General features: G+C 47.9%; 17 protein-coding genes and 3 rRNA genes. 18 read left to right on the forward strand and 2 right to left on the reverse strand.

The genetic code is table 11. The annotated features are described in order from the left end of the window. The 6 genes from dnaA to gyrB all read left to right on the forward strand — a co-directional run bounded on the left by dnaA (nt 1) and on the right by gyrB (nt 6,320). Entirely contained in the window at nt 1-1,347 is a 1,347-nt protein-coding gene (gene dnaA, locus AC0WRU_RS00005) for a chromosomal replication initiator protein DnaA (RefSeq protein ID WP_014279007.1), read from the forward strand. A 186-nt stretch (nt 1,348-1,533) separates the two neighbouring features. Next, a complete protein-coding gene (gene dnaN / locus AC0WRU_RS00010; RefSeq protein WP_025683682.1) occupies nt 1,534-2,676 on the forward strand; it encodes a DNA polymerase III subunit beta in 1,143 nt (380 codons plus the stop codon). Nucleotides 2,677-2,722: 46 nt separating this feature from the next. Continuing rightward, on the forward strand, nt 2,723-2,941 hold the full coding sequence (yaaA, locus tag AC0WRU_RS00015) for a S4 domain-containing protein YaaA (protein WP_025683681.1): 219 nt from the start codon (nt 2,723-2,725) through the stop codon (nt 2,939-2,941). Nucleotides 2,942-2,995: 54 nt separating this feature from the next. Next, nucleotides 2,996-4,111 (forward strand): DNA replication/repair protein RecF, encoded by a 1,116-nt coding sequence (gene recF, locus AC0WRU_RS00020; RefSeq protein ID WP_025683680.1) that lies wholly within the window; start codon nt 2,996-2,998, stop codon nt 4,109-4,111. Nucleotides 4,112-4,127: 16 nt separating this feature from the next. Further along, a complete protein-coding gene (gene remB, locus AC0WRU_RS00025; protein WP_025683679.1) occupies nt 4,128-4,379 on the forward strand; it encodes an extracellular matrix regulator RemB in 252 nt (83 codons plus the stop codon). A 30-nt stretch (nt 4,380-4,409) separates the two neighbouring features. Then, a complete protein-coding gene (gene gyrB / locus AC0WRU_RS00030) occupies nt 4,410-6,320 on the forward strand; it encodes a DNA topoisomerase (ATP-hydrolyzing) subunit B (protein WP_476126765.1) in 1,911 nt (636 codons plus the stop codon). Nucleotides 6,321-6,468: 148 nt separating this feature from the next. Here the strand turns inward: gyrB and AC0WRU_RS00035 are convergent, their stop codons facing one another. Further along, nucleotides 6,469-7,296, reverse strand: coding sequence for a YheC/YheD family protein (locus AC0WRU_RS00035; protein WP_476126766.1), 828 nt, complete (start codon nt 7,294-7,296; stop codon nt 6,469-6,471). A 468-nt stretch (nt 7,297-7,764) separates the two neighbouring features. On the opposite strand from AC0WRU_RS00035, the gene gyrA reads away from it, so the two are divergent. The 6 genes from gyrA (at nt 7,765) to AC0WRU_RS00065 (ending at nt 17,769) form a co-directional block, all read left to right on the forward strand. Then, nucleotides 7,765-10,341: a DNA gyrase subunit A gene (gene gyrA, locus AC0WRU_RS00040; protein WP_476126767.1), complete on the forward strand. Its 2,577-nt coding sequence runs from the start codon at nt 7,765-7,767 to the stop codon at nt 10,339-10,341. 216 nt (nt 10,342-10,557) lie between these two features. Beyond that, nucleotides 10,558-11,646 (forward strand): HD-GYP domain-containing protein, encoded by a 1,089-nt coding sequence (locus AC0WRU_RS00045; protein ID WP_476126768.1) that lies wholly within the window; start codon nt 10,558-10,560, stop codon nt 11,644-11,646. A gap of 365 nt (nt 11,647-12,011) precedes the next feature. Beyond that, a 16S ribosomal RNA gene (locus AC0WRU_RS00050) occupies nt 12,012-13,569 on the forward strand. Between the two features lie 353 nt (nt 13,570-13,922). Beyond that, nucleotides 13,923-16,850, forward strand: a 23S ribosomal RNA gene (locus AC0WRU_RS00055). Nucleotides 16,851-17,004: 154 nt separating this feature from the next. Beyond that, nucleotides 17,005-17,121 (forward strand): 5S ribosomal RNA (rrf, locus tag AC0WRU_RS00060). The 16S, 23S and 5S rRNA genes sit together here, the layout of an rRNA operon. A 228-nt stretch (nt 17,122-17,349) precedes the next feature. After that, nucleotides 17,350-17,769: a hypothetical protein gene (locus AC0WRU_RS00065; protein WP_025682455.1), complete on the forward strand. Its 420-nt coding sequence runs from the start codon at nt 17,350-17,352 to the stop codon at nt 17,767-17,769. 387 nt (nt 17,770-18,156) lie between these two features. Here AC0WRU_RS00065 and AC0WRU_RS00070 read toward each other — a convergent pair whose 3' ends face one another. Then, a complete protein-coding gene (locus AC0WRU_RS00070) occupies nt 18,157-18,681 on the reverse strand; it encodes a hypothetical protein (protein ID WP_025682456.1) in 525 nt (174 codons plus the stop codon). A gap of 403 nt (nt 18,682-19,084) precedes the next feature. Here AC0WRU_RS00070 and AC0WRU_RS00075 point away from each other — a divergent pair, with 403 nt between their 5' ends. The 6 genes from AC0WRU_RS00075 (at nt 19,085) to holB (ending at nt 23,995) form a co-directional block, all read left to right on the forward strand. Next, complete coding sequence (locus AC0WRU_RS00075) at nt 19,085-19,270, forward strand: sigma factor G inhibitor Gin (protein ID WP_025682457.1); 186 nt, start codon at nt 19,085-19,087, stop codon at nt 19,268-19,270. A gap of 145 nt (nt 19,271-19,415) precedes the next feature. Beyond that, on the forward strand, nt 19,416-20,999 hold the full coding sequence (locus AC0WRU_RS00080) for an aminotransferase class I/II-fold pyridoxal phosphate-dependent enzyme (RefSeq protein ID WP_476126769.1): 1,584 nt from the start codon (nt 19,416-19,418) through the stop codon (nt 20,997-20,999). Nucleotides 21,000-21,100: 101 nt separating this feature from the next. Beyond that, the gene (gene tmk, locus AC0WRU_RS00085) at nt 21,101-21,748 is read left to right on the forward strand and encodes a dTMP kinase (protein ID WP_476126770.1); all 648 of its coding nucleotides are present in this window, start codon (nt 21,101-21,103) and stop codon (nt 21,746-21,748) included. Nucleotides 21,749-21,822: 74 nt separating this feature from the next. Next, nucleotides 21,823-22,152: a cyclic-di-AMP receptor gene (locus AC0WRU_RS00090; RefSeq protein WP_007427998.1), complete on the forward strand. Its 330-nt coding sequence runs from the start codon at nt 21,823-21,825 to the stop codon at nt 22,150-22,152. A gap of 200 nt (nt 22,153-22,352) precedes the next feature. Beyond that, nucleotides 22,353-22,796: a YaaR family protein gene (locus tag AC0WRU_RS00095; RefSeq protein WP_025682460.1), complete on the forward strand. Its 444-nt coding sequence runs from the start codon at nt 22,353-22,355 to the stop codon at nt 22,794-22,796. 203 nt (nt 22,797-22,999) lie between these two features. Then, complete coding sequence (gene holB, locus AC0WRU_RS00100) at nt 23,000-23,995, forward strand: DNA polymerase III subunit delta' (RefSeq protein ID WP_476126771.1); 996 nt, start codon at nt 23,000-23,002, stop codon at nt 23,993-23,995. The last annotated feature ends 76 nt before the right edge of the window (nt 23,996-24,071 follow it).

Consider the following 24,071-nt stretch of genomic DNA (forward strand, 5'->3'; position numbering starts at 1 on the left):
GTGGACAGCCATACCTCTGAACTATGGCAGCAAATTCTATCCATCATACAAACCAAGCTGAGTAAGCCGAGTTACGACACTTGGTTTAAGGCTACCAAGGCAGCGAAACTGAATGACCACTCCATTGTGATTTCCGCACCAACAACTTTTGCCGTGGAATGGCTTGAAAGCCGCTATACCAAGCTAGTCGGGGCAACGGTTTATGAAATTTTGGGCAAGCAGCTGGAGGTCAAGTTCGTCATTGAAGAGAACAAGCCAGCTGAGTTCGACCTTCAGCAACAACCTCAGCAGCAGCCGGTCGTACATGAAGAAGCCGTTTCCCATATGCTGAATCCCAAATATACATTCGATACGTTCGTCATCGGATCGGGGAACCGTTTTGCCCATGCAGCATCGCTGGCCGTCGCCGAGGCGCCGGCCAAAGCTTACAACCCGCTGTTTCTGTACGGCGGCGTAGGTCTGGGCAAAACGCATCTGATGCACGCCATCGGGCATTATATTTTGGAACACAACCCGGCCAGTAAGGTCGTGTATTTGTCGTCGGAGAAGTTCACTAACGAATTCATTAATGCTATTCGGGACAACCGCGGGGAAAGCTTCCGGAACAAATATCGCAATATTGATATTTTGCTCATTGATGATATTCAGTTTATTGCAGGCAAGGAGTCGACGCAGGAGGAATTTTTTCACACGTTCAATGCGCTTCATGAGGAACGCAAACAAATTATTATCTCAAGCGATCGTCCGCCTAAAGAGATTCCAACACTGGAGGAACGGCTGCGTTCCCGCTTTGAGTGGGGATTGATTACGGATATTCAGCCGCCGGATCTGGAAACGCGAATTGCAATTCTTCGGAAAAAGGCAAGAGCGGAAAACCTGGATATTCCCAATGAAGCCATGATGTATATTGCTAACCAGATTGATACGAACATCCGTGAGCTGGAAGGGGCGCTGATTCGCGTTGTCGCCTATTCCTCCCTGACCAATCAGGATGTGACAAGTCATCTCGCGGCCGAGGCGTTAAAGGACATTATTCCTTCCAGTCGTCCTAAAATGATTACCATTCAGGATATACAGCACCAAGTCGGGGAATTTTACAATCTGCGCCTGGAGGATTTCAAAGCACGCAAGCGGACAAAGGCTGTTGCTTTTCCACGGCAGATCGCTATGTACCTGTCCCGCGAGCTAACCGACTATTCCTTGCCGAAAATCGGAGAAGCCTTTGGCGGACGCGACCATACAACTGTCATTCATGCGCACGAAAAAATCTCCAAATCCATTCAAGTGGATCAGGAGCTGTTCAAAGTTATCAACAGCCTAATCGAAAAAATCAAAAATCCAACCTGAACAAGTTCAGAGCCTATACACAACTTATACACATGTGTATAGGCTTGATTTTATTAGGCTTACACCGACTTATCCACATATTCAGTGCGCCTATTACTATTACTAATAGATTTTAAAGATATACATCACCTAAATAAGGCCCGCGTCAACGCGTGCTTGAAGGATTAAAACCCGTAGGAGGAACTTATGAAGATCAGCATTTTGAAAAACGTATTGAACGAGGCTATACAACATGTATCCAAGGCCATATCAAGCCGGACCACGATTCCGATTTTGAGCGGTATTAAGCTGGATGTGAATCATCAGGGAGTAACCTTGACTGCCAGCGATACTGACATCTCCATTCAATCCTTTATTCCGATGGAGGATGGTGACCAAACCGTCGTACAGGTCGAACAACCGGGAAGTGTTGTACTGCCAGCCAAGTTCTTTGTCGAAATTATCAAGAAGCTGCCGTCTCAGGAGATCCGCATGGAGGTAAAAGACCATTTCCAAACCTTCATCTCATCCGGTGCAACCGAAATTCAGATTGTGGGTCTGGACCCTGAGGAATTCCCGGTGCTTCCAAGCATTGAAGAAAATCAGGTTATCTCTGTACCAGGAGATTTGCTCAAAAACATGATCAAACAGACGGTTTTCTCCATTTCCACTCACGAAACGACACCTATTTTGACAGGGGTATTGTGGAATTTGGCTGAGGGCGAATTAAAATTTGTAGCAACAGACCGCCACCGCCTCGCCACCCGCAGCGCCCGTTTGGAAACGTCCGAAGGCTTGCGCTTCAGCAATGTTGTCATTGCAGGTAAAACGTTGAACGAACTGAGCAAAATTATTCCGGACCAAAATATGCTTGTGGATATCGTCGTAGCAGACAACCAGGTACTATTCAAAATTGACCGGGTTCTGTTTTATTCCCGCATTTTGGACGGAACGTATCCGGATACTTCTAGAATTATTCCAACCTCCTACAAAACAGAACTGATTGTGGATACAAAAAGTTTGAGCGAATCCATCGACCGTGCTTATTTGCTGTCTCGTGAGGAAAAAACGAATATTGTAAAAATGCAGTCGCTGGAAAACGGTGGCCTGGAGATTTCCTCCAGCTCCTCCGAGCTGGGTAAAGTGCGTGAGGAAGTCACAGTCTCCAAATTTGAGGGAGAGCCGCTCAAAATCTCGTTCAACTCGAAATATATGCTTGATGTGCTGAAGGTGATTGACAGCGAGCAGCTGACGATTGCTTTTACCGGTATTATGAGCCCGATCATTTTAAAACCGGCGGACTCCAGCAATGCGCTGTACATCATCCTGCCATATCGCACCACCAACTAACGTCTAGCGTTACCCACCCGAAAACAAGCGAAAGGATGAATAAGCCTTGAAACGGATATCTATACAGACCGAATACATCAAGCTCGATCAATTTTTAAAATTAGCCGATTGTGTTTCTACAGGAGGAATGGCCAAAGCTCTGTTGCAGGAGGGACAAGTTCGTGTCAACGGTGAGCAGGAAGAACGACGCGGAAGAAAACTGTACCCGGGCGATATCGTAGAAGTAGAGGACAACGGAAGTTTCGAGATTACGGCAGGAGCATGATCGCCTGGTTGGCAAGGACTCCTTTTAGGTGCGGAGTAACAAGGGGGACCCTATGTGTTTGTGAACAATATTGTTTTGCAGCAATACCGGAACTATGAACAGCTGGAACTGAATGAATTTGGGCCCGTTAATTTGCTGATCGGACAAAATGCGCAGGGCAAAACGAACCTGGTAGAGGCGATTTTTGTCCTGGCTTTAACCAAAAGCCACCGGACGTCGCGCGACAAGGAGTTAATCTCTTTCGGGGCTACCTCCACTCATCTGGCTGCGGATGTGGATAAAAAATACGGAAAAATCAGGCTGGATCTGTCGTTATCCACACAAGGGAAAAAAGCGAAGATCAACGGCCTAGAGCAGCGAAAGCTGAGCGATTTTATTGGTTCGCTGAATGTCGTTATGTTTGCACCTGAGGATTTGGAAATCGTCAAAGGAACACCGGGGGTACGCCGCCGGTTTCTTGACATGGAAATTGGACAGGTTGCTCCGGGATATCTGTACCATTTGCAGCAATACCAGAAAGTGCTGGTCCAGCGTAACAACCTACTCAAGCAAGCATGGGGCAAAGATATGGCTTCCGTACAGCTCATGCTGGAGGTATGGAATGAGCAACTTGTTGAGCACGGTGTTAAAATTGTTAAAAAGCGGAAACAATTTATAACAAAGCTGCAAAAGTGGGCTCAGGCCATTCATGAAGGGATCGCGGGAGGTACTGAAGAGTTAAAATTAACTTATGTTCCCTCCTTCAGTGAGCCGGAGGAAGAAGATGAAGCTGTCTTATTGGAGCGATTTATGATAAAGTTATCCCAAATGAGGGAACAGGAAATCCGCCGTGGTATGACTTTGGCGGGGCCCCATCGTGATGATTTGGCCTTTGCCATTAACGGCAGGGAAGTGCATACGTATGGCTCTCAGGGGCAGCAGCGAACGACGGCCCTGTCCTTGAAGCTGGCTGAAATTGAATTAATCCATGAGGAAATTGGTGAATATCCTGTCCTGCTTCTGGATGATGTTCTATCCGAACTGGACCCCTACCGTCAGACCCAACTGATCGAGACCTTCCAGAGCAAGGTGCAAACCTTTATCACGGCAACCGGCATTGAGACCTTGAATGCAGAACGACTCAAGGATGCCAGCATTTATCACGTCCACGACGGGCATGTGGAACACTAAGGAGTGAGTGACTGCTATGTATATTCATCTGGGTGGAGAAAAAATCATCCGCTCGTCAGAGCTTGTGGCTATTTTCGATATCTCGATTAAAAAATCCTCTAAAATCTCCAAGCAGTACGTGAACCACGCCCAACAGCAAAAGCATGTCGAGATGATTGGTGAAGAGGAAGCCAAGTCCATCGTGGTGACTCAAAATACGGTGTATTATTCCCCCATCTCCTCAACAACTCTCAAAAAGCGGGCAAACCAGTTTGTTGCCAATGCTTAACCATAGAATCTATAGAAGTAGGTGAAAGGCATGTCTATGAATCAACCGTCTTATGATGCGGGTGAGATTCAGGTCCTGGAGGGCCTGGAGGCGGTTCGGAAACGTCCCGGGATGTATATCGGCTCCACCAGTGCCAAAGGGCTCCATCATCTGGTCTGGGAAGTTGTGGACAACAGCATTGACGAAGCGCTGGCAGGTTATTGTGACAGCATTCAAGTTGTCGTTCACGAAGATAACAGCGTTACCGTTACAGATAACGGACGTGGTATTCCGGTAAGCGAACACGCCAAAATGAAAAAATCTGCGCTGGAAGTAGTTATGACTGTACTTCACGCAGGTGGTAAATTCGGAGGCGGAGGGTACAAGGTATCCGGAGGTCTGCACGGTGTTGGTGTATCCGTAGTAAACGCCCTCTCCAGCAAAATGATCGTTCACGTCAAACGGGATGGACATCTGTACGAGCAGGAATACCACCGCGGTGTTCCCCAGTATGATGTCAGAGTCATTGGCGACACGGACGAAACCGGTACCCAAACGACATTCTACCCGGACGATCAAATTTTTACAGAAACGACCGTATATGACTATGATACGCTCCAAACACGGATTCGTGAGTTGGCCTTCCTGAACAAAGGAATTGCGATTAGCTTGACCGATGAACGGACTGGCGCCAGTGATACGTTCCACTACGAGGGCGGAATTAGTGAATACGTGCAATTTTTGAATCAGAAAAGGGAAGCGCTACATGAGCAGCCGATTTATGTCGAAGGATCGCGCGATATGATTCAAGTCGAAGTTGCGCTGCAATATAACGACAGCTATACCGAAAATATTTATTCTTTCGCCAACAACATCAACACCCATGAAGGCGGAACGCATGAATCTGGCTTCAAGAGCGCATTGACACGGATTATTAACGATTATGCGCGTAAAAATGGCTTTATCAAGGACAACACCGCTAACTTGACGGGTGACGATGTGCGTGAAGGACTGACAGCGATTATCTCCGTCAAAATCCCGGAGCCACAGTTTGAAGGTCAGACCAAAACGAAGCTGGGTAACAGTGAGGTGCGCGGGATTGTCGAATCTCTGTTCGCAGAGAAACTTCAGGAATTTTTGGAGGAAAATCCGTCTGTCTCCCGTCGCGTTGTTGATAAATCATTACAAGCAGCCCGTGCTCGTGAGGCTGCACGTAAAGCGCGTGAGCTGACTCGCCGTAAAAGTGCGCTGGAAATCAGTTCCCTCCCAGGTAAGCTGGCAGACTGTTCTTCCAAGGATGCGTCGATTAGCGAACTGTACATCGTCGAAGGCGATTCAGCGGGCGGATCGGCCAAGCAAGGCCGTGATCGTCACTTTCAGGCTATTTTGCCGATTCGCGGTAAAATTCTGAACGTCGAGAAGGCACGTTTGGATCGTATTTTGTCGAGTGATGAAATTCGGTCAATGGTAACGGCTATGGGAACGGGGATTGGCGACGATTTCGATATTGCTAAAGCTCGTTATCACAAGGTCATTATCATGACCGATGCGGACGTCGACGGAGCTCATATTCGGACGCTGTTGCTGACATTTTTCTATCGGTACTTACGTAAAATTATTGACGCCGGCTATATCTATATTGCTCAGCCGCCGCTGTTTAAGGTAGAGCGCAATAAGGTCGTACGTTATGCAAACTCTGAAGCGGAACGTGATGCTATCATCAGCGAATTCGGAGAAAATGCGAAGTACAACGTACAGCGTTATAAAGGTTTGGGTGAAATGAACGCGACCCAGTTGTGGGAAACGACAATGGACCCTGAGAGCCGTACAATGCTTCAAGTTACCATCAGTGATGCCATGCTGGCTGATACGCTGTTCGATACCCTAATGGGCGATAATGTTGAACCGCGTCGCGACTTTATTCAGGAGCACGCCAAGTACGTGAAAAATCTTGATTTTTAATTTGCATTATTCCATCATGGGCGGCTGTATTAACTGCTTGCATTGATGGATTTTGAGGGAATTTACCAAGGGGCGCTCAGATTGAGCGTCCCTTTTCTTGTCATTAACCCGTCGGGGAGAATTTGAATATTTAATATCAAAGCTTACCTTACGCCTTTTTCTTAGCGCGTGCAGGCTTACCCGTGGATGCTGTGTAACGGCCGTAACCTACAGCATATCTGAATATTTTATGATATAGGCTTTTGTTGGGCAGGGAAGAGAACACTTTAATCGCTGGTCTCGTATTCACCTCCAAAATCCACGGATAGATTTGCTGGTCCAGTCCTATATCCAATCCAATTTCCCTCAAACGGGGATATCTTTTTTGCAGCTGCCAAGCTACCCGCTCGCCCATTTTTGATAATTTTTGCTCCAGCCGTACCGCTTCCTTTACATCCAGATACGGAGCTAACAATTCATTGTAAAAGCGCACTGAGCCCCCGCTGTGGTGATTGGTGACGACTTTGTCAGGAGCAGCTACGCGTCCTATGATAAGCGTCGTCTCCCAGTGCTTCCTCAAGTTCATCTGTGTTAATACCCGTAGATCAAAGGGACACGCATCATGATGAAGAAGGGGAATTCCCCGTTGAATTAGATAAGGGCGCTTCCGTATGCGGTTAGAAACTGCTTTATGCAGGTCCTCCAGGTTTTCGAAGGTGTGGGTCTCTACCTCATAACGAAGGATGTACCACGTTCTCTCCTCGATGATTCCTTCTTCAGTCGGCGGAAGCGGTTCAGTGAGTCTCTCTGCACGCATAACCCCTTTCCCATAAGTACCGTTATCCGGCTTAATATAGACGGTTCCGTACACTGCCAACATTTCATTCAAGTGCTCCATTGCATACAAACGTGTTTCCGGTACATAAGCGGACAACATCGGATTGGGGAGAATGATATTTGTTTTGGTCCACTTACTGGATACTCGTTGAATAGACAAGTATTCTCATCCCTTTCTTTTGAAAATGTAAGTCATGTTCCATGGAATTCAAAACGCTTAACAAAACAAGGGAAACTAAAGGACAAGTGCGTAAAACAATGATATAATAGAGGAATACGGCGTTTTTTCGGAATTGTGCTCAGTTAGCCCTGACCGTATACGTATTGTATGTGGAAAAGGCCTTTAGGGTGGGGGCTAATCCCCAGTTCGGGGGAATTTGTCATGATCAGGACCTGTGAGCCGTAAGATGCCTGGGTCATTCTGCTGCTCACAGAAGGGCAATCTCTGAGAGATTTACGCTGTAAAGCGGACAGATGCGTTTAATTGTGCTCTTTTTGTGAAAGTAATATAATTATACAGATGAGGATTTCAGCCAAAATCCTGCTTACAGAGCGGAGTATATAGGCAGTATCTTGTTAGGCTTTTCACATAGAGAGCAATGAATGAAGGACGAGAAGGAGGACCAGCATGGCGGATCAAAATAACTCGCAAATCATCAATAGGGATATCGGAGTGGAAATGCGCGAATCCTTTATGGATTATGCCATGAGTATTATTGTCAGCCGTGCCTTGCCTGATGTGCGGGACGGACTGAAGCCGGTACACCGTCGTATTTTGTACGCGATGTCCGAGCTGGGCATGTCGCCAGACAAGCCTTACAAAAAATCAGCAAGAATCGTCGGTGAAGTTATCGGTAAATATCACCCACATGGTGATACGGCCGTATACGATACGATGGTTCGGATGGCGCAGGATTTTTCCTTGCGTTATATGCTCGTGGACGGACACGGTAATTTCGGTTCCGTTGATGGAGACATGGCGGCTGCGATGCGTTACACCGAAGCACGATTATCGAAGATTGCAATGGAAATGCTGCGTGATCTGAACAAAGAGACCGTTGATTTCATGCCAAACTACGATGGTGAAGAGAGCGAGCCAGTCGTGTTGCCTGCACGTTATCCTAATCTGTTGGTGAACGGTGTCGGCGGGATTGCAGTCGGAATGGCAACCAATATTCCTCCCCATAACTTGGGAGAGGTTATCGATGGTGTACAAGCACTAATCGAAAACCCTGACATTACTCCAATGGAACTGATGGATTATATTCAAGGGCCCGATTTCCCGACAGCAGGTTATATCTTAGGGCGGTCGGGCATTCGTCAGGCGTACCAGACTGGTCGCGGATCTGTGACCATGCGTGCCAAGACTACTATAGAAGAGATTGGCAATAAAGCACGGATTATCGTGCATGAGTTGCCTTACCAAGTCAATAAGGCTCGTCTGGTCGAAAAGATTGCTGAATTAGTACGCGAGAAGCGTATTGAAGGCATTACCGATCTGCGGGATGAATCGGACCGTACGGGTATGCGTGTCGTTATCGAGTTGCGCAGGGATGTGAACCCGAACGTTGTTCTGAACAATTTGTTCAAGCATACGGCAATGCAGTCCACTTTCGGCATCAATATGCTCGCGATTGTAAATAACGAGCCGAAGATTCTGAACCTCAAAGATGTTCTGTATCATTATCTCAAGCATCAGGTTGAAGTTATTCGTCGTCGGACAGAATTTGATCTGAAAAAGGCTGAGGCCAGAGCACATATTCTGGAAGGCTTGCGTATTGCCCTCGACCATCTGGATGAGGTTATTTCACTGATTCGTTCCTCACAAACTGCCGAAGCGGCACGCGAAGGATTAATTGAGCGCTTCTCGCTGTCTCTGGAACAGGCTCAGGCGATTCTTGATATGCGTCTGCAACGCCTGACCGGCTTGGAGCGTGAGAAGATTGAGAACGAATATAATGAGTTGCTGCAAAAAATTGCGGAATACCGTGAAATTTTGGCCAACGAGCATCTGGTACTCAGCATTATCAGCGATGAGCTTAATGAGCTGAGAGGACGTTTTGCAGATGAGCGCCGTACTGAAATCACAGTGGGTGAAGAGAGCATTCTGGATGAGGATCTTATTCCGCGTGAGGATGTTATCATTACTGTAACCCATACCGGATATATTAAACGTCTTCCCGTGACTACTTATCGTAGTCAAAAACGCGGCGGTCGTGGTGTAGTGGGGATGGACACCAAGAATGAGGATTTCGTAGAGCATCTATTCATTACGAATTCACATCATCATTTGTTATTCTTCACCGACAAGGGTAAGGTATATCGGATTAAGGCTTACGAGATTCCTGATCTAAGCCGGACAGCCCGTGGGACACCGATCATTAACCTAATTCAGATTGAGCAGGGCGAGTCGATCAATGCGGTCATTCCAATTGAGGAATTTGTAGAGGACAGCTATCTGTTCTTTGCTACTCAGCAAGGGATTATCAAGAAAACACCGCTTGATAACTATGCTAATATCCGCAAGGGTGGTCTGATCGCTATCAACTTGCGTGAAGATGATGCCCTGATCGAAGTGAAGCTGACCGATGGACAGCAAGAAATGATCATCGGTACGGCGCAAGGCATGTCGATTCGCTTTCCTGAGAGCGATGTACGCTCCATGGGCCGTAGTGCTACCGGGGTTAAAGGTATTACTCTTGATAAGAGTGATGCTGTAATAGGCATGGATATTGTTGATACCAGCCTGGATATCCTGATCGTAACGGCCAAAGGCTATGGCAAACGTACTCCTGTAGTGGATTACCGTATCCAAGGCCGTGGAGGTAAGGGGATCAAGACGATTAACGTCACAGATAAAAATGGCCCGGTTGTCGGCCTCAAGGTTGTAAAAACCGAAGAGGATCTAATGATCATTACAGCCAGCGGAACCTTGATTCGGACCAGCATGGAGGAAATTTCCACGATGGGTCGGAATACACAAGGGGTAAGGTTGATCAACATCCGCGAAGATGATTCAGTTGCTACTGTTTGTCGGGCAAACAAGAATGAGGAGCAGGATGAATTACTCGGTGAACTGCTCGAGGAGCAGGATGCTAACCAAGAAGTCGGTGAGGGTGAATCTCATTCACCAGTTGATTCAGCTCTTGGCACGGATGTAGAAAATGCAGAAGGTAACGATTCGGAGCCTTCTGAAGACAAATAACAATCCACCAAAATAAACAGTGGTATTGGTTTTTAAATGACGGGGAAGACTCCATGGCCATTGGGTCAGGGAGTCTTTTTCTATTGCCGACAGATGAATACAGCAAGTATGCTGCAAATCATATAAAATGAATGTACAGGAGCAGGTTCAAGTAATATAATGACATAATAAAAACTGGCAGCTGGAGCTGCTGTTATGAGAACAGAGAGGTTGACCATGACAACAGTACCCGTATCCGAATTAAAAGCAGGACTTAGATTGCAAAGCGACGTATTTACTGAAATGGGCAGCTTGCTGCTTCCGAAGGGCCGTATTCTGCTACCGCGTGATTTGGAGATTTTACAAGCGTTCCTGATCCAGCAAGTAGAAGTAGGGCCTGATGGTTCGGCAAAAGCTGGTGCAGATCATGCTACTGCTCGAGCTGGAGCGCCTGAAGCGCAATCCCCTTCATTAGAGGAGCGGGATGAGTCCGTTTTATTTCAGGAAGAGTACGACAAAATGGTGATGCTCGTGAAAAATGCATTCCAATCGGTACTCGTATCTAATCTATCCATATATGAGTTGCGGGGACAGTTGGAAGCCTTACTGGTATACATCCAGCGCTATAATGTAATGACAAGTACTCCGCGTGCCATGATTGAAGTTGATTATATTTTTCACAATGCGGTACTAACCTCTCTGACTTCGTATTCTATTGCCCAATGGATTGGCTTGCCTCAAAAGGACTGGATGCAGGTTGCTTTTGCCGGATTGCTCCATGATATTGGTAATGCTAAAATGGACCCGGCCATCCTGTACAAGCCCTCTAAATTAACGTGGGAGGAGCAGGAAGAAATTCGCCAGCACACGTCATTAGGCTACCAGTTACTCAAAAATGTGAAGGCCATTAATGAAGGGGTGCGTTTGGCAGCTCTTCAGCATCATGAGAAAGTGGATGGTACAGGATATCCGTTGCGACTCAAAGGGGAGCAAATCCATATTTACGCTAAAATCGTTGGAGTGGCTGATGTATTCCACGCCATGACATTGGAGAAGACCTACCGACCAGCGCAATCTCCATATCTGGTACTGGAGCAAATCAAATCAGAATCATTTGGTAAGCTGGACCCGGGTGTTGTACAGGTTTTCATTCAAAAGCTCACTCAATTCAATAATGGAACCAAGGTGCGTCTCAATGATAACCGTATAGGGGAAATTATATTTGCTGATCGAGACCATCCGACTCGTCCGTTGGTGCAGGTAAACGGGGAAATCATTAACTTAATGCTTCAAAGAGAGATATATATAGAGTGTATTGTTACTTAAGTAAGTTTTTTTGAAAAAACAGTTGCATGATATAATAAAAGTATGATATATTATTTCTTGTCGCTTCAAGTGTTATCAAATAAAGCGAAAAACACTTTCAAAAAAAGTGTTGACACGACTGAGAGATACATGATATACTATAAAAGTTGCTGAGGGGATGAAAGAAACCCTGAAGCGAAAAAGAAATGTTTGATCTTTGAAAACTGAACAACGAGTGAGTAAATGATTTTGTTCGCAAAATCAACCGCGAAGATTTCGGTGCATACCGTAAGGTTGTATGAAATCGGAGTGCAAAAGAGATATTTTATCTCGTCAGTTTCAACATGAGCGAATCGCTCTTTCTATAAACCAGCTTCGGTTGGTCTTTAATGGAGAGTTTGATCCTGGCTCAGGACGAACGCTGGCGGCGTGCCTAATACATGCAAGTCGAGCGGGGTTGTTGTGGAAGCTTGCTTCTACAACAACCTAGCGGCGGACGGGTGAGTAACACGTAGGCAACCTGCCCATCAGACTGGGATAACTACCGGAAACGGTAGCTAATACCGGATACATCCTTTCCCTGCATGGGGAGAGGAGGAAAGACGGAGCAATCTGTCACTGATGGATGGGCCTGCGGCGCATTAGCTAGTTGGTGGGGTAAAGGCCTACCAAGGCGACGATGCGTAGCCGACCTGAGAGGGTGATCGGCCACACTGGGACTGAGACACGGCCCAGACTCCTACGGGAGGCAGCAGTAGGGAATCTTCCGCAATGGGCGAAAGCCTGACGGAGCAACGCCGCGTGAGTGATGAAGGTTTTCGGATCGTAAAGCTCTGTTGCCAGGGAAGAACGTCTTGTAGAGTAACTGCTACAAGAGTGACGGTACCTGAGAAGAAAGCCCCGGCTAACTACGTGCCAGCAGCCGCGGTAATACGTAGGGGGCAAGCGTTGTCCGGAATTATTGGGCGTAAAGCGCGCGCAGGCGGCTCTTTAAGTCTGGTGTTTAATCCCGAGGCTCAACTTCGGGTCGCACTGGAAACTGGGGAGCTTGAGTGCAGAAGAGGAGAGTGGAATTCCACGTGTAGCGGTGAAATGCGTAGATATGTGGAGGAACACCAGTGGCGAAGGCGACTCTCTGGGCTGTAACTGACGCTGAGGCGCGAAAGCGTGGGGAGCAAACAGGATTAGATACCCTGGTAGTCCACGCCGTAAACGATGAATGCTAGGTGTTAGGGGTTTCGATACCCTTGGTGCCGAAGTTAACACATTAAGCATTCCGCCTGGGGAGTACGGTCGCAAGACTGAAACTCAAAGGAATTGACGGGGACCCGCACAAGCAGTGGAGTATGTGGTTTAATTCGAAGCAACGCGAAGAACCTTACCAGGTCTTGACATCCCCCTGATCGGTCTAGAGATAGACCTTTCCTTCGGGACAGGGGAGACAGGTGGTGCATGGTTGTCGTCAGCTCGTGTCGTGAGATGTTGGGTTAAGTCCCGCAACGAGCGCAACCCTTATGCTTAGTTGCCAGCAGGTCAAGCTGGGCACTCTAAGCAGACTGCCGGTGACAAACCGGAGGAAGGTGGGGATGACGTCAAATCATCATGCCCCTTATGACCTGGGCTACACACGTACTACAATGGCCGGTACAACGGGAAGCGAAAGAGCGATCTGGAGCGAATCCTAGAAAAGCCGGTCTCAGTTCGGATTGCAGGCTGCAACTCGCCTGCATGAAGTCGGAATTGCTAGTAATCGCGGATCAGCATGCCGCGGTGAATACGTTCCCGGGTCTTGTACACACCGCCCGTCACACCACGAGAGTTTACAACACCCGAAGTCGGTGGGGTAACCCGCAAGGGAGCCAGCCGCCGAAGGTGGGGTAGATGATTGGGGTGAAGTCGTAACAAGGTAGCCGTATCGGAAGGTGCGGCTGGATCACCTCCTTTCTATGGAGAATCGTTTCCTGCAACGGAAACATTCAAATATGAAGCGTAAGCTTCAAAAACGACTCACTCGTTGCTCAGTTTTGAGAGTTCAAACTCTCAAGTATCGTTTCCAGAATATACTTGTAGTCAAGTGATTCTGAATTTGATATGATCTTCTTCCGGGATTAAAACCGGATGAAATTGCACCTTGAAAACTGGATACCGAAACGAAATTGCGTTTTAGAATATTCCTTTACGCTGATCTTGTGTAAACAAGTGAAATAAAGGTAGCAGGTAAGGAAAGATATTTTGCCTTTGGTAAAAATCACTCTTTATCGAACATCGACATTTTCTTTCTATGAAAGAAAAGTCTAGGTTAAGCTACAAAGAGCACACGGAGGATGCCTAGGCGCCAGGAGCCGACGAAGGACGTGGCGAACAACGATAAAGCCTCGGGGAGCTGTAAGCAAGCTTTGATCCGGGGATGTCCGAATGGGGAAACCCGGCTGTCTTCATCGACAGTCACTTTCTGCTGAATACATAGGCAGAACAGAGGCATACCAGGGGAACTGAAACATCTAAGTACCCTGAGGAAGAGAAAACAATAGTGATTCCGTCAGTAGCGGCGAGCGAACGCGGATTAGCCCAAACCAAGGAGCTTGCTCCTTGGGGTTGTGGGACGTCTCACATGGAGTTACAAAGGAACCGGTTAGATGAAGAGGTCTGGAAAGGCCCGCCAGAGAAGGTAAAAGCCCTGTAATTCAAAACCTGTTCCCTCCGAGACGGATCCCGAGTAGTGCGGGGCACGTGAAACCCCGTATGAATCCGGCAGGACCATCTGCCAAGGCTAAATACTCCCTGGCGACCGATAGTGAAGCAGTACCGTGAGGGAAAGGTGAAAAGCACCCCGGAAGGGGAGTGAAATAGATCCTGAAACCGTGTGCTTACAAGAAGTCAGAGCCCGATCTATGGGTGATGGCGTGCCTTTTGTAGAATGAACCGGCGAGTTACGTTCCCGTGCAAGGTTAAGGTGAAGAGCTGAAGCCGCAGCGAAAGCGAGTCTGAATAGGGCGACTTAGTACGTGGACGTAGACCCGAAACCGGGTGATCTACCCCTGTCCAGGGTGAAGGTGCGGTAACACGCACTGGAGGCCCGAACCCACGCATGTTGAAAAATGCGGGGATGAGGTGGGGGTAGCGGAGAAATTCCAATCGAACCCGGAGATAGCTGGTTCTCCCCGAAATAGCTTTAGGGCTAGCCTCGGAATAAGAGTCGTGGAGGTAGAGCACTGATTGGGTGCGGGGCCCGCAAGGGTTACCAAGCTCAGTCAAACTCCGAATGCCATAGACTTAGTTCCGGGAGTCAGACAGTGAGTGCTAAGATCCATTGTCGAAAGGGAAACAGCCCAGACCATCAGCTAAGGTCCCCAAGTGTGTGTTAAGTGGGAAAGGATGTGGAGTTGCACAGACAACCAGGATGTTGGCTTAGAAGCAGCCACCATTGAAAGAGTGCGTAATAGCTCACTGGTCGAGTGACTCTGCGCCGAAAATGTAACGGGGCTAAACACGCCACCGAAGCTATGGCTTGATACTTAGGTATCAGGGGTAGGGGAGCGTTGAATGCGGGTTGAAGGTGTACCGTAAGGAGCGCTGGACTGCATTCAAGTGAGAATGCCGGTATGAGTAACGAAAAGATCTGTGAGAATCAGATCCGCCGAAAGCCTAAGGGTTCCTGAGGAAGGTTCGTCCGCTCAGGGTAAGTCGGGACCTAAGGCGAGGCCGATAGGCGTAGTCGAAGGACAACAGGTCGAAATTCCTGTACCACCGTAATCCGTTATGAGCAATGGGGTGACGCAGTAGGGTAGTGACGCGGACTGATGGATGTCCGTCTAAGCAGTGAGGCTGATGTGTAGGCAAATCCGCACATCGTAAGGCTGGGCTGTGATGGGGAGCGAAAATTGTAGTAGCGAAGGTCATGATCTCAGACTGCCAAGAAAAGCCTCTAGCCAGGAGAAGGTGCCCGTACCGCAAACCGACACAGGTAGGCGAGAAGAGAATTCTAAGGCGCGCGGAAGAACTCTCGTTAAGGAACTCGGCAAAATGACCCCGTAACTTCGGGAGAAGGGGTGCCTCGGTAGGGTGAATAGCCCGAGGGGGCCGCAGTGAAAAGGCCCAAGCGACTGTTTAGCAAAAACACAGGTCTGTGCGAAGCCGCAAGGCGAAGTATACGGGCTGACGCCTGCCCGGTGCTGGAAGGTTAAGGGGAGTGGTAAGTCCTTCGGGGCGAAGCTATGAACCGAAGCCCCAGTAAACGGCGGCCGTAACTATAACGGTCCTAAGGTAGCGAAATTCCTTGTCAGGTAAATTCTGACCCGCACGAATGGCGTAACGACTTGGGCGCTGTCTCAACGAGAGATCCGGTGAAATTTTAATACCTGTGAAGATGCAGGTTACCCGCGACAAGACGGAAAGACCCCATGGAGCTTTACTGCAGCTTGATATTGAATTTGGGTACGATCTGTACAGGATAGGTGGGAGCCTAAGAGACTTGAGCGCCAGCTTGAGAGGAGGCATCCTTGGGATACCACCCTGATCGTATCTAGGTTCTAACTTGGTACCGTGATCCGGTACGAGGACAGTGTCAGGTGGGCAGTTTGACTGGGGCGGTCGCCTCCTAAAGAGTAACGGAGGCGCCCCAAGGTTCCCTCAGAATGGTTGGAAATCATTCGAAGAGTGCAAAGGCAGAAGGGAGCTTGACTGCGAGACCTACAAGTCGAGCAGGGACGAAAGTCGGGCTTAGTGATCCGGTGGTACCGCATGGAAGGGCCATCGCTCAACGGATAAAAGCTACCCTGGGGATAACAGGCTTATCTCCCCCAAGAGTCCACATCGACGGGGAGGTTTGGCACCTCGATGTCGGCTCATCGCATCCTGGGGCTGAAGTAGGTCCCAAGGGTTGGGCTGTTCGCCCATTAAAGCGGTACGCGAGCTGGGTTCAGAACGTCGTGAGACAGTTCGGTCCCTATCTGTCGTGGGCGTAGGAAATTTGAGAGGAGCTGTCCTTAGTACGAGAGGACCGGGATGGACGTACCGCTGGTGTACCAGTTGTTCCGCCAGGAGCACCGCTGGGTAGCTATGTACGGAAGGGATAAGCGCTGAAAGCATCTAAGCGTGAAGCCCCCCTCAAGATGAGATTTCCCAGTATGTAAGACCCCTTGAAGACGACGAGGTAGATAGGTTGGGGGTGGAAGTGCAGTAATGCATGGAGCTGACCAATACTAATCGGTCGAGGGCTTATCCTAAGAATAGGACGCAATGGAGTTTCGGATTCAGTTTTCAGGGTGTAACACCTTGAAGGTATGTAGAAGATACATACGACAAGCGCATGGCTATTCATTCACACAATATGTGATGAACCGGATAACCATACGGTAGAATTTGCACAGCAAATTCATGTTTGGTGGCGATAGCGGAGGGGTTCCACACGTACCCATCCCGAACACGACCGTTAAGCCCTCCAGCGCCGATGGTACTTGGACCGCAGGGTCCTGGGAGAGTAGGACGTCGCCAAGCAGAAGTAAGAAGGACCATGATCTCCTTGAGATGTGGTCCTTTTTTTGGCACGTATATTTTAGAAATGTTCTTACAAAAAGAAGGTAACATTTTTGTTACGGAATGTTAGAGGAAACCCGGTATAATATAGGTACTGAATCCCATATACACGCGCTGCGTTCTTGCAGAATTATGCAAATTCTCGAATAGGGTTTGTATAGTGAATCAAGCTGGTAAGGAGGGAAGATCATGCGGCGGAATAAATGGCTTGCTCTTTTGGTGCTATTCAGTGTCGCTGTCGCGATTCTTACCGGGTGCGGGACAGAGGAGCCTTCTTGGACATCGTTTGAGGGGGCAGCGAATGAAAAAACGTTTCCGGTCCCTAAAGAAGCGAGTAAAACCGATCGGGCCAGCAGCAACTCGGATATGGACTATGTACGCTATGCTTTACCGGCTTTGAAGGAAAGTGATAGCTTGCCAGCCCCCTATCTGGAGGAAATTGCAGCCTGGGGCTGGACGGAAGAACCGAATCTATCGACCTTTAATCAGAAAGTATTCCTGAAAAATAAACATATGGTGCACTTATCTGTGCATGATGGTTCTTTTACTGTATTGGTCCCGAAAGATGGTAAAGCTGCTGCGAAAAGCAAAAGTGTGGACCTTAATTAATGATGTTACGGTTCCCCGCTGGATACAGGGGTTGCGGACATAGGGGGTTGGTTTAAGTATGTCACAGACGACCTCAAATGTAGCAGATAGATGCTGTGTATAATGAATAATAAAGCTGGATATCAGGAAGCACTCAAAACTGCTGTTAAGTAGATGGGGCTTCCTTTTTTATATTGGCCTATCAGATTGGCTCGGAGCTTAAGGGTAGGATAAAGAATAAGGGTTAGACAATCCAACGAGAGTATTAGAGGGTAGTGTCGGTGGATGAGGGACATAAAAAGGAACAACCTTATGTGGTTGCTCCTTTTTTTAATATGCGGTTCTAGTCATTGGGTATATGCCAGATCGGGTATAGGCTTCTATCTATACGGATAGAGAATAGCTAGTCTATTGTTGATAATACGAGGCATCTTCGTCGGTGAACTTCAACATGCCGTCTTTCCTTTCGCCTGTAAGACGGCTTAGGATGTATAGGCGCGGCGCAATAAGCCACAGATGCCAAAAGAGCAAGGATACAGTAAAGGCTGGCGGAGACCAGAGAATGAATACAGCGGACAAGCAGATGCCGATCCATAGCGTATGTATATGCACACGGCGAAAGAGGCCGTAGCCTATGTACTGGTCTGTCATATAGCCCAGCCAAGGCAGCTTGCGGTGAAATGCCCAGCGCTTGCGGAAGGCCGTTTTGCTTATGAACAGTACAGATCGGGAGATCACGAAGTGTACCCATAAGGTCAAGAAAAAAGCTAAAGCAAACAAAAACAGGCTGGTCCATGAAAAGGCAAGTAGCAGGAAAAGAAGCATAATAACAGGCAACGAGATGTGACTCCATATCAGCTGACGCGGAATACTGATTTTTTTAATGAGCTTGTAGTGATAGTAGGTAGCTTTGGTTCCGGTTTCCTCTGTCATGCAAACAGTCCTTTCATTAATCTACTGCATCACAAGTGGCTTCTCGACCGCCCCAGCCGGAAAAAGGGACAGTACTGCGCTTATGCCGCTTTGACAAGTACTAAATCGCTTGGGTTAGGCTATAGAATGATCGGCTTCTCATGTTAGCCAACCTCTTCTATAATTACAGGGAAAAGCTATTACGAATGAAGTATGCAACGGCTCCAAGAAAGGGTATCCATATGTAGGAGCTTTTCTTATTATATCGGCATAGACGGCTGTTTTTTAAACCTATGGGGTACAAACACCATAAGGGCTCACATGGAATATATATAGAGTATATTGTCAATCTGAGCTATGAAAAGGTTTAAAATAGTAGAAAGTGCCCCATACTAATAGTAAAAGATACAAGGGTGGGATGGATATGCATGATCAAGGCGGCCACCGCTGCATTATATGCGGACAACACAAGCATGAAGGCATCTTTATCGTTTCCGAGTTTATCTGTGATGCGTGTGAGGCTGAAATGGTGCGCACGGATGCGACAGACGCCAAATATCATTTTTTTATTGATCAACTAAAGCAAATTTGGGTACAGAAAAATGCATAATATCCTTTGTCAGCTAGTCTTTAAAGGGTTAGTATTCCAGGGCCTGTCGGTACGGGCTTTTTTTTCTGTGGGTAAAAGTAGGATTCCGCTTGATTTTACGATAAAATAGGGTAGATATAAAGCTTTGTTTCGGAAGGGTTGCAGAATGATGGGGAAAAAGGCTTCACACGCACCATTAATGGAAGCTTTATTACGTTACCGGGCTAAGGACAATGCTTCTTATCATGTGCCTGGTCACAAAAATGGACAAGTATATGAAAATGAAGATATGGCATCTCTCTTGAAAGAAGTAATGTCTATTGATGTGACCGAAATTACCGGACTGGACGATTTGCATCATCCAGAGGATGTGATCCGTGAGGGTCAGGAGCTGTCGGCGATGTGCTTTGGTGCAGAGGAAAGCTTTTGGCTGATTGGGGGAAGTACGGTTGGTAATTTGGCAATGATTTTGACCGTGTGTACGGAACCGGGGGATTTGCTGCTGGTACAGAGAAATGTACACAAGTCAGTTCTAAATGGTCTTATGCTGTCCGGTGCTGCTGCGGTGTTCTTGGAGCCGGAGATAGATACGACCAGCGGACTTGCGGTTGCTCCATCGGCGAGTTTGATACAGACCGCATTAGAAGCCTATCCTTCCGCCAAAGGGGTGCTGATTACGCTGCCTAACTACTACGGGATGGGACATGATCTGACAGCGACGGCTAAAGCCTGTCATGCGGCTCATGTGCCCTTGTTGGTGGATGAGGCGCATGGTGCCCATTACGGGCTGCATCCCCGATTGCCGGCTTCTGCTTTGTCCTGTGGGGCTGATGTGGTCGTCCAGTCAACACATAAGATGCTATCAGCCATGACTATGGGGGCCATGCTACACGTGCAGGGAGGACGGATTAACCGGGAGCTGCTTCGTCAGCGGTTGGCTATGGTGCAAAGCTCCAGCCCTTCATACCCGCTAATGGCTTCTCTGGATTTGGCAAGGCGGCATATTGCGGTTCATGGAGCGAATGCCTTTACGGAAGGTTTGGTGGCAGCAGATGCTTTTAGAAAAGGCCTGAAGCAGCTTCCACGCTTTCGACTCGTAGAGCCTATTCAGCTAGCACATCAGGAGAATGGGGCCCAAGAGGGCATTTCTGAGCGCTTGGAGAGGGATGAGAGAGAAGCGTACGGATATTCGACCCATGACCCTTTTAAAATGGTGCTATATGATACATTTGGTGTACTGGATGGGTTTGGCTTAAAGCGTGAGTTGGAAGCGTACGGCTGTATTCCGGAGATGAGTGACGAAAAACATGTTGTTTTATTGTTTACGCTAGGCTCGACGCTTAAAGATGCTAAGCACCTGTTGCAGGCTCTTGTGCATATAAATAATGATATACGGTTTAAGGAGACGGCTGGTGGGCCGGGTTCTATGCAGAAGGAGCAATGTGGACTGGATTTAGATTTTTCCACGTGGAACAATGATGGTACGATGGTTTATTCTAGTCCGGTGCAGTTTGGGCTTCAACCGGTTAAACCGGATCAGATGGAGGTAGTAGCTGTGGAGGACTCCGCTGGTAGGGTGGCTGCGGAAATGATTATCCCGTACCCTCCAGGTATTCCACTGTTATACGCAGGAGAAACAATCACGGAATCAATAGCTAAACGAATGAGACGTCTCCGTGAGCTGGGAGCCAAATGGCAAGGGGCAGCAGATGAAAGGTTGCTTACAATTCGGGTATTCCGTTTAAAATAAAGATTAGATGTTAGAGACTTAACCAACTAAGAAGACTGAATAAAAGAAGCATACGAGCCTGTAGGTGACTCTTATTTTTAGGCTGGAAAGCAGGGAATGGCATGAATCGCAAAGGAATTTTTATTACGCTGGAGGGGGGAGACGGCTCCGGTAAAACAACGATGATCCAACGACTGGCTAAGTTTATGGAGGAAGAAGGCTATCCAGTTATTACGACGAGAGAACCGGGTGGTATCGAAATTTCGGAAAAGATCCGCTCTATCATTTTGGACCCTGCCCATACAAGTATGGATGCCCGGACAGAGGCGCTTCTATATGCGGCAGCCCGGCGTCAGCATCTGGTGGAGAAGGTAAAGCCGGCTATTGAAAAGGGAGCTATCGTATTATGTGATCGTTTTGTGGATAGCAGCTTGGTCTATCAGGGATTTGCGAGAGGCATTGGAATTGAGGAAGTGGCTTTGATTAATCGTTTTGCGGTGGATGATTGGGAGCCTGATGCTACATTTTATCTGGATATCGAACCTGAGTTGGGATTGGCCAGAATTAATGCGTCCCGGGGAGAGGAAATGGATCGCCTCGATATGGAGAGTATATCCTTTCACTATAAGGTACGTGAGGCGTATCTGGAGCTGGCCCACAAATTTCCGGAGCGAATTACGATTGTGGATGCATCTCCCGCACCGGAGCAGGTAGAGCAAGTTTTGAAGGATTTGCTGAAAAAGCGGTTTATTCAAAACTTTAGCATGTAATTGTCGAAGGATATACGGTAAAATTGAGCTAGGGACTAGTTTGTTCCTAATATGGCTTGAAGGAGGAATACAGGATGAAGCTGATTATTGCGATTGTGCAGGATAAGGATAGTAACAGATTATCCAGCGGACTGGTGAAAGCTAATTTCCGTGCTACCAAGCTGGCGAGTACAGGCGGATTTTTGCGAGCAGGGAATACGACATTTATGATCGGTGTCGATGACAATCAGGTGGACTCGTTGATGAATGTCATTCGCAGCAGTTGCAAGGTACGTGAACAGCTGGTCACACCCGTTACCCCTATGAGCGGTACGACTGACTCCTATCTGCCTTTGCCTGTTGAAGTACAGGTGGGCGGAGCGACGGTGTTCGTGATGCCTGTAGACCGTTTTGAGCACTTCTGAATCTACACAATAGGACCTATTCTGCCGATATGATAGGGGAATTACCTGTTTCTTGCCCGTATCATGGGAATGAGGAACAGACCCACTATAACGGTAGCGCCAAGGCGCGGTCCCTGGAAGGCCGCTGAATTCCCTCAGTTCCATGTTGAACTGTTTATGAAGGGAATAAGCGGAAGTATTCGGGGGGAAAGCAGGTTTATATGAAAATAAATCCGGGCTATCGCCCTTTACAGAGTACGTTATCTACCAATGAAATGAATACGAAGCCGATCCAGTCCAAGAGCTTTTCCGATGTTATGCAGCAAAATGGGCAGCAGGCTTCGCAGGAGGAACTAAGCCGTCGCTTCAAGGAAATTCAGATGCAGGGAGACCGTCTGGTACGCTCGATGACGATTCGTGAGCTGAAGGCTTATAAAATGCTGGTTAAACGGTTTCTGGAGGATACGGTTCGGCGCGGCGTGTCGATGAAGGACACAAAGGGCTGGGATCGCCGGGGACGCAGCAAGCGGTATAAGCTGATTGATGAAGTGGATGAGCTGTTGCTCAAGATGGCAGATGATCTGCTCGAAACTGAGCAAGGCAAGATTGAGCTTTTGCAAGGAGTCGGTGAAATTAGAGGGCTGCTGATTAATCTCTCGTTTTAAATGTAGACTTCTGCCATAAACGAATACAAACGGGCTGTCGCCACGAAGGAATAATCTGCTTGCTGATGATGCTGGCAGATTATTTTTGACTATATTCAGTTAGGCAACGGTTGGAAATATGGAAAAATAGCAGCGAAGCTGCCCTGAAGGACAACTATTAGCTGATAGATAACAGTTGCTTTCAGGAGAGAAGGTGAGGAAATATGTCTTTCCAAAATATAATGGGGCAGGAGATAGCTAAAAAAATGCTGCAAAGCGCACTTCGGAATGAGGCGGTCAACCATGCCTATGTATTTAGCGGGCCGCCGGGAAGCGGGCAGATGAAGATGGCGCAGACCTTTGCCAAGGCATTATTTTGTGAACGAATGACGGATGATGCATGTGGCGAGTGTCTGTCCTGCCGTAAGGTAGAGCACGGCAATCACCCGGATCTGTTTATCGTAGAGCCGGATGGAGCTACGATCAAAATTGACCAGATTCGCGGGCTTCAGCGCATATTCTCTTATAAATCGGAAAGCACCAATCCGAAGGTATATATTATCCAGCAGGCGGATACCATGACAGTGCAAGCTGCAAACAGCCTGCTTAAATTTTTGGAGGAGCCTCAGGTGCCTGTGGTGGGCATACTCATTTCGGAAAATGGACAGGCATTGCTGCCCACGATCCAATCAAGGACGCAGCAGGTTCCTTTTCATGCTTTACAGCCTGAAGTAATGATGCAGGCCTTGATCGGGGAAGGCTATACGGCAGGACTTGTCCGGTCGGCGGTTCATATTGCCTCGGGACTGGAATCATGTAGAGAAATTCTCCAGCAGAATTGGTTTGCAGAAATTAGAAACGTAGTGTTACAATTAGTGAAGGAGTCCATGAGCCGGGGAAGCTCGTCCATTATTCTCGCTCAACAGAAGATTTTTAAAACTGGACTTTCTGAACACCTGGATATTCTGTTTCATCTGTTTCATTTGTGGTTCAAGGATATGCTTCATTTCCGTTACGGAAGGCACGAAAGCATTGTTTTCATAGATCATTTGGAGTCCGTCTCCAAATTGGCAATCACCCGCAGCACAGAACAATGGGTCTCTTATATGGATTTGGCCGCGAATTGCAGGAAGAAGCTCCGTTTTCACGTCAATGGTCAATTGTGCGTAGAGCAGCTTCTGATTGGGTTGTCCGATACAAGCGGTTCCATCACCGGCTAACAGAAAGGCGCGCTTGTTCCACTCTGCACAATCCGCGACGCCAGGTTCCCGGTTTGTGCGACAGTGAGACTTCAAT

The sequence above is a fragment of the Paenibacillus sp. 1-8 genome (assembly GCF_056316205.1).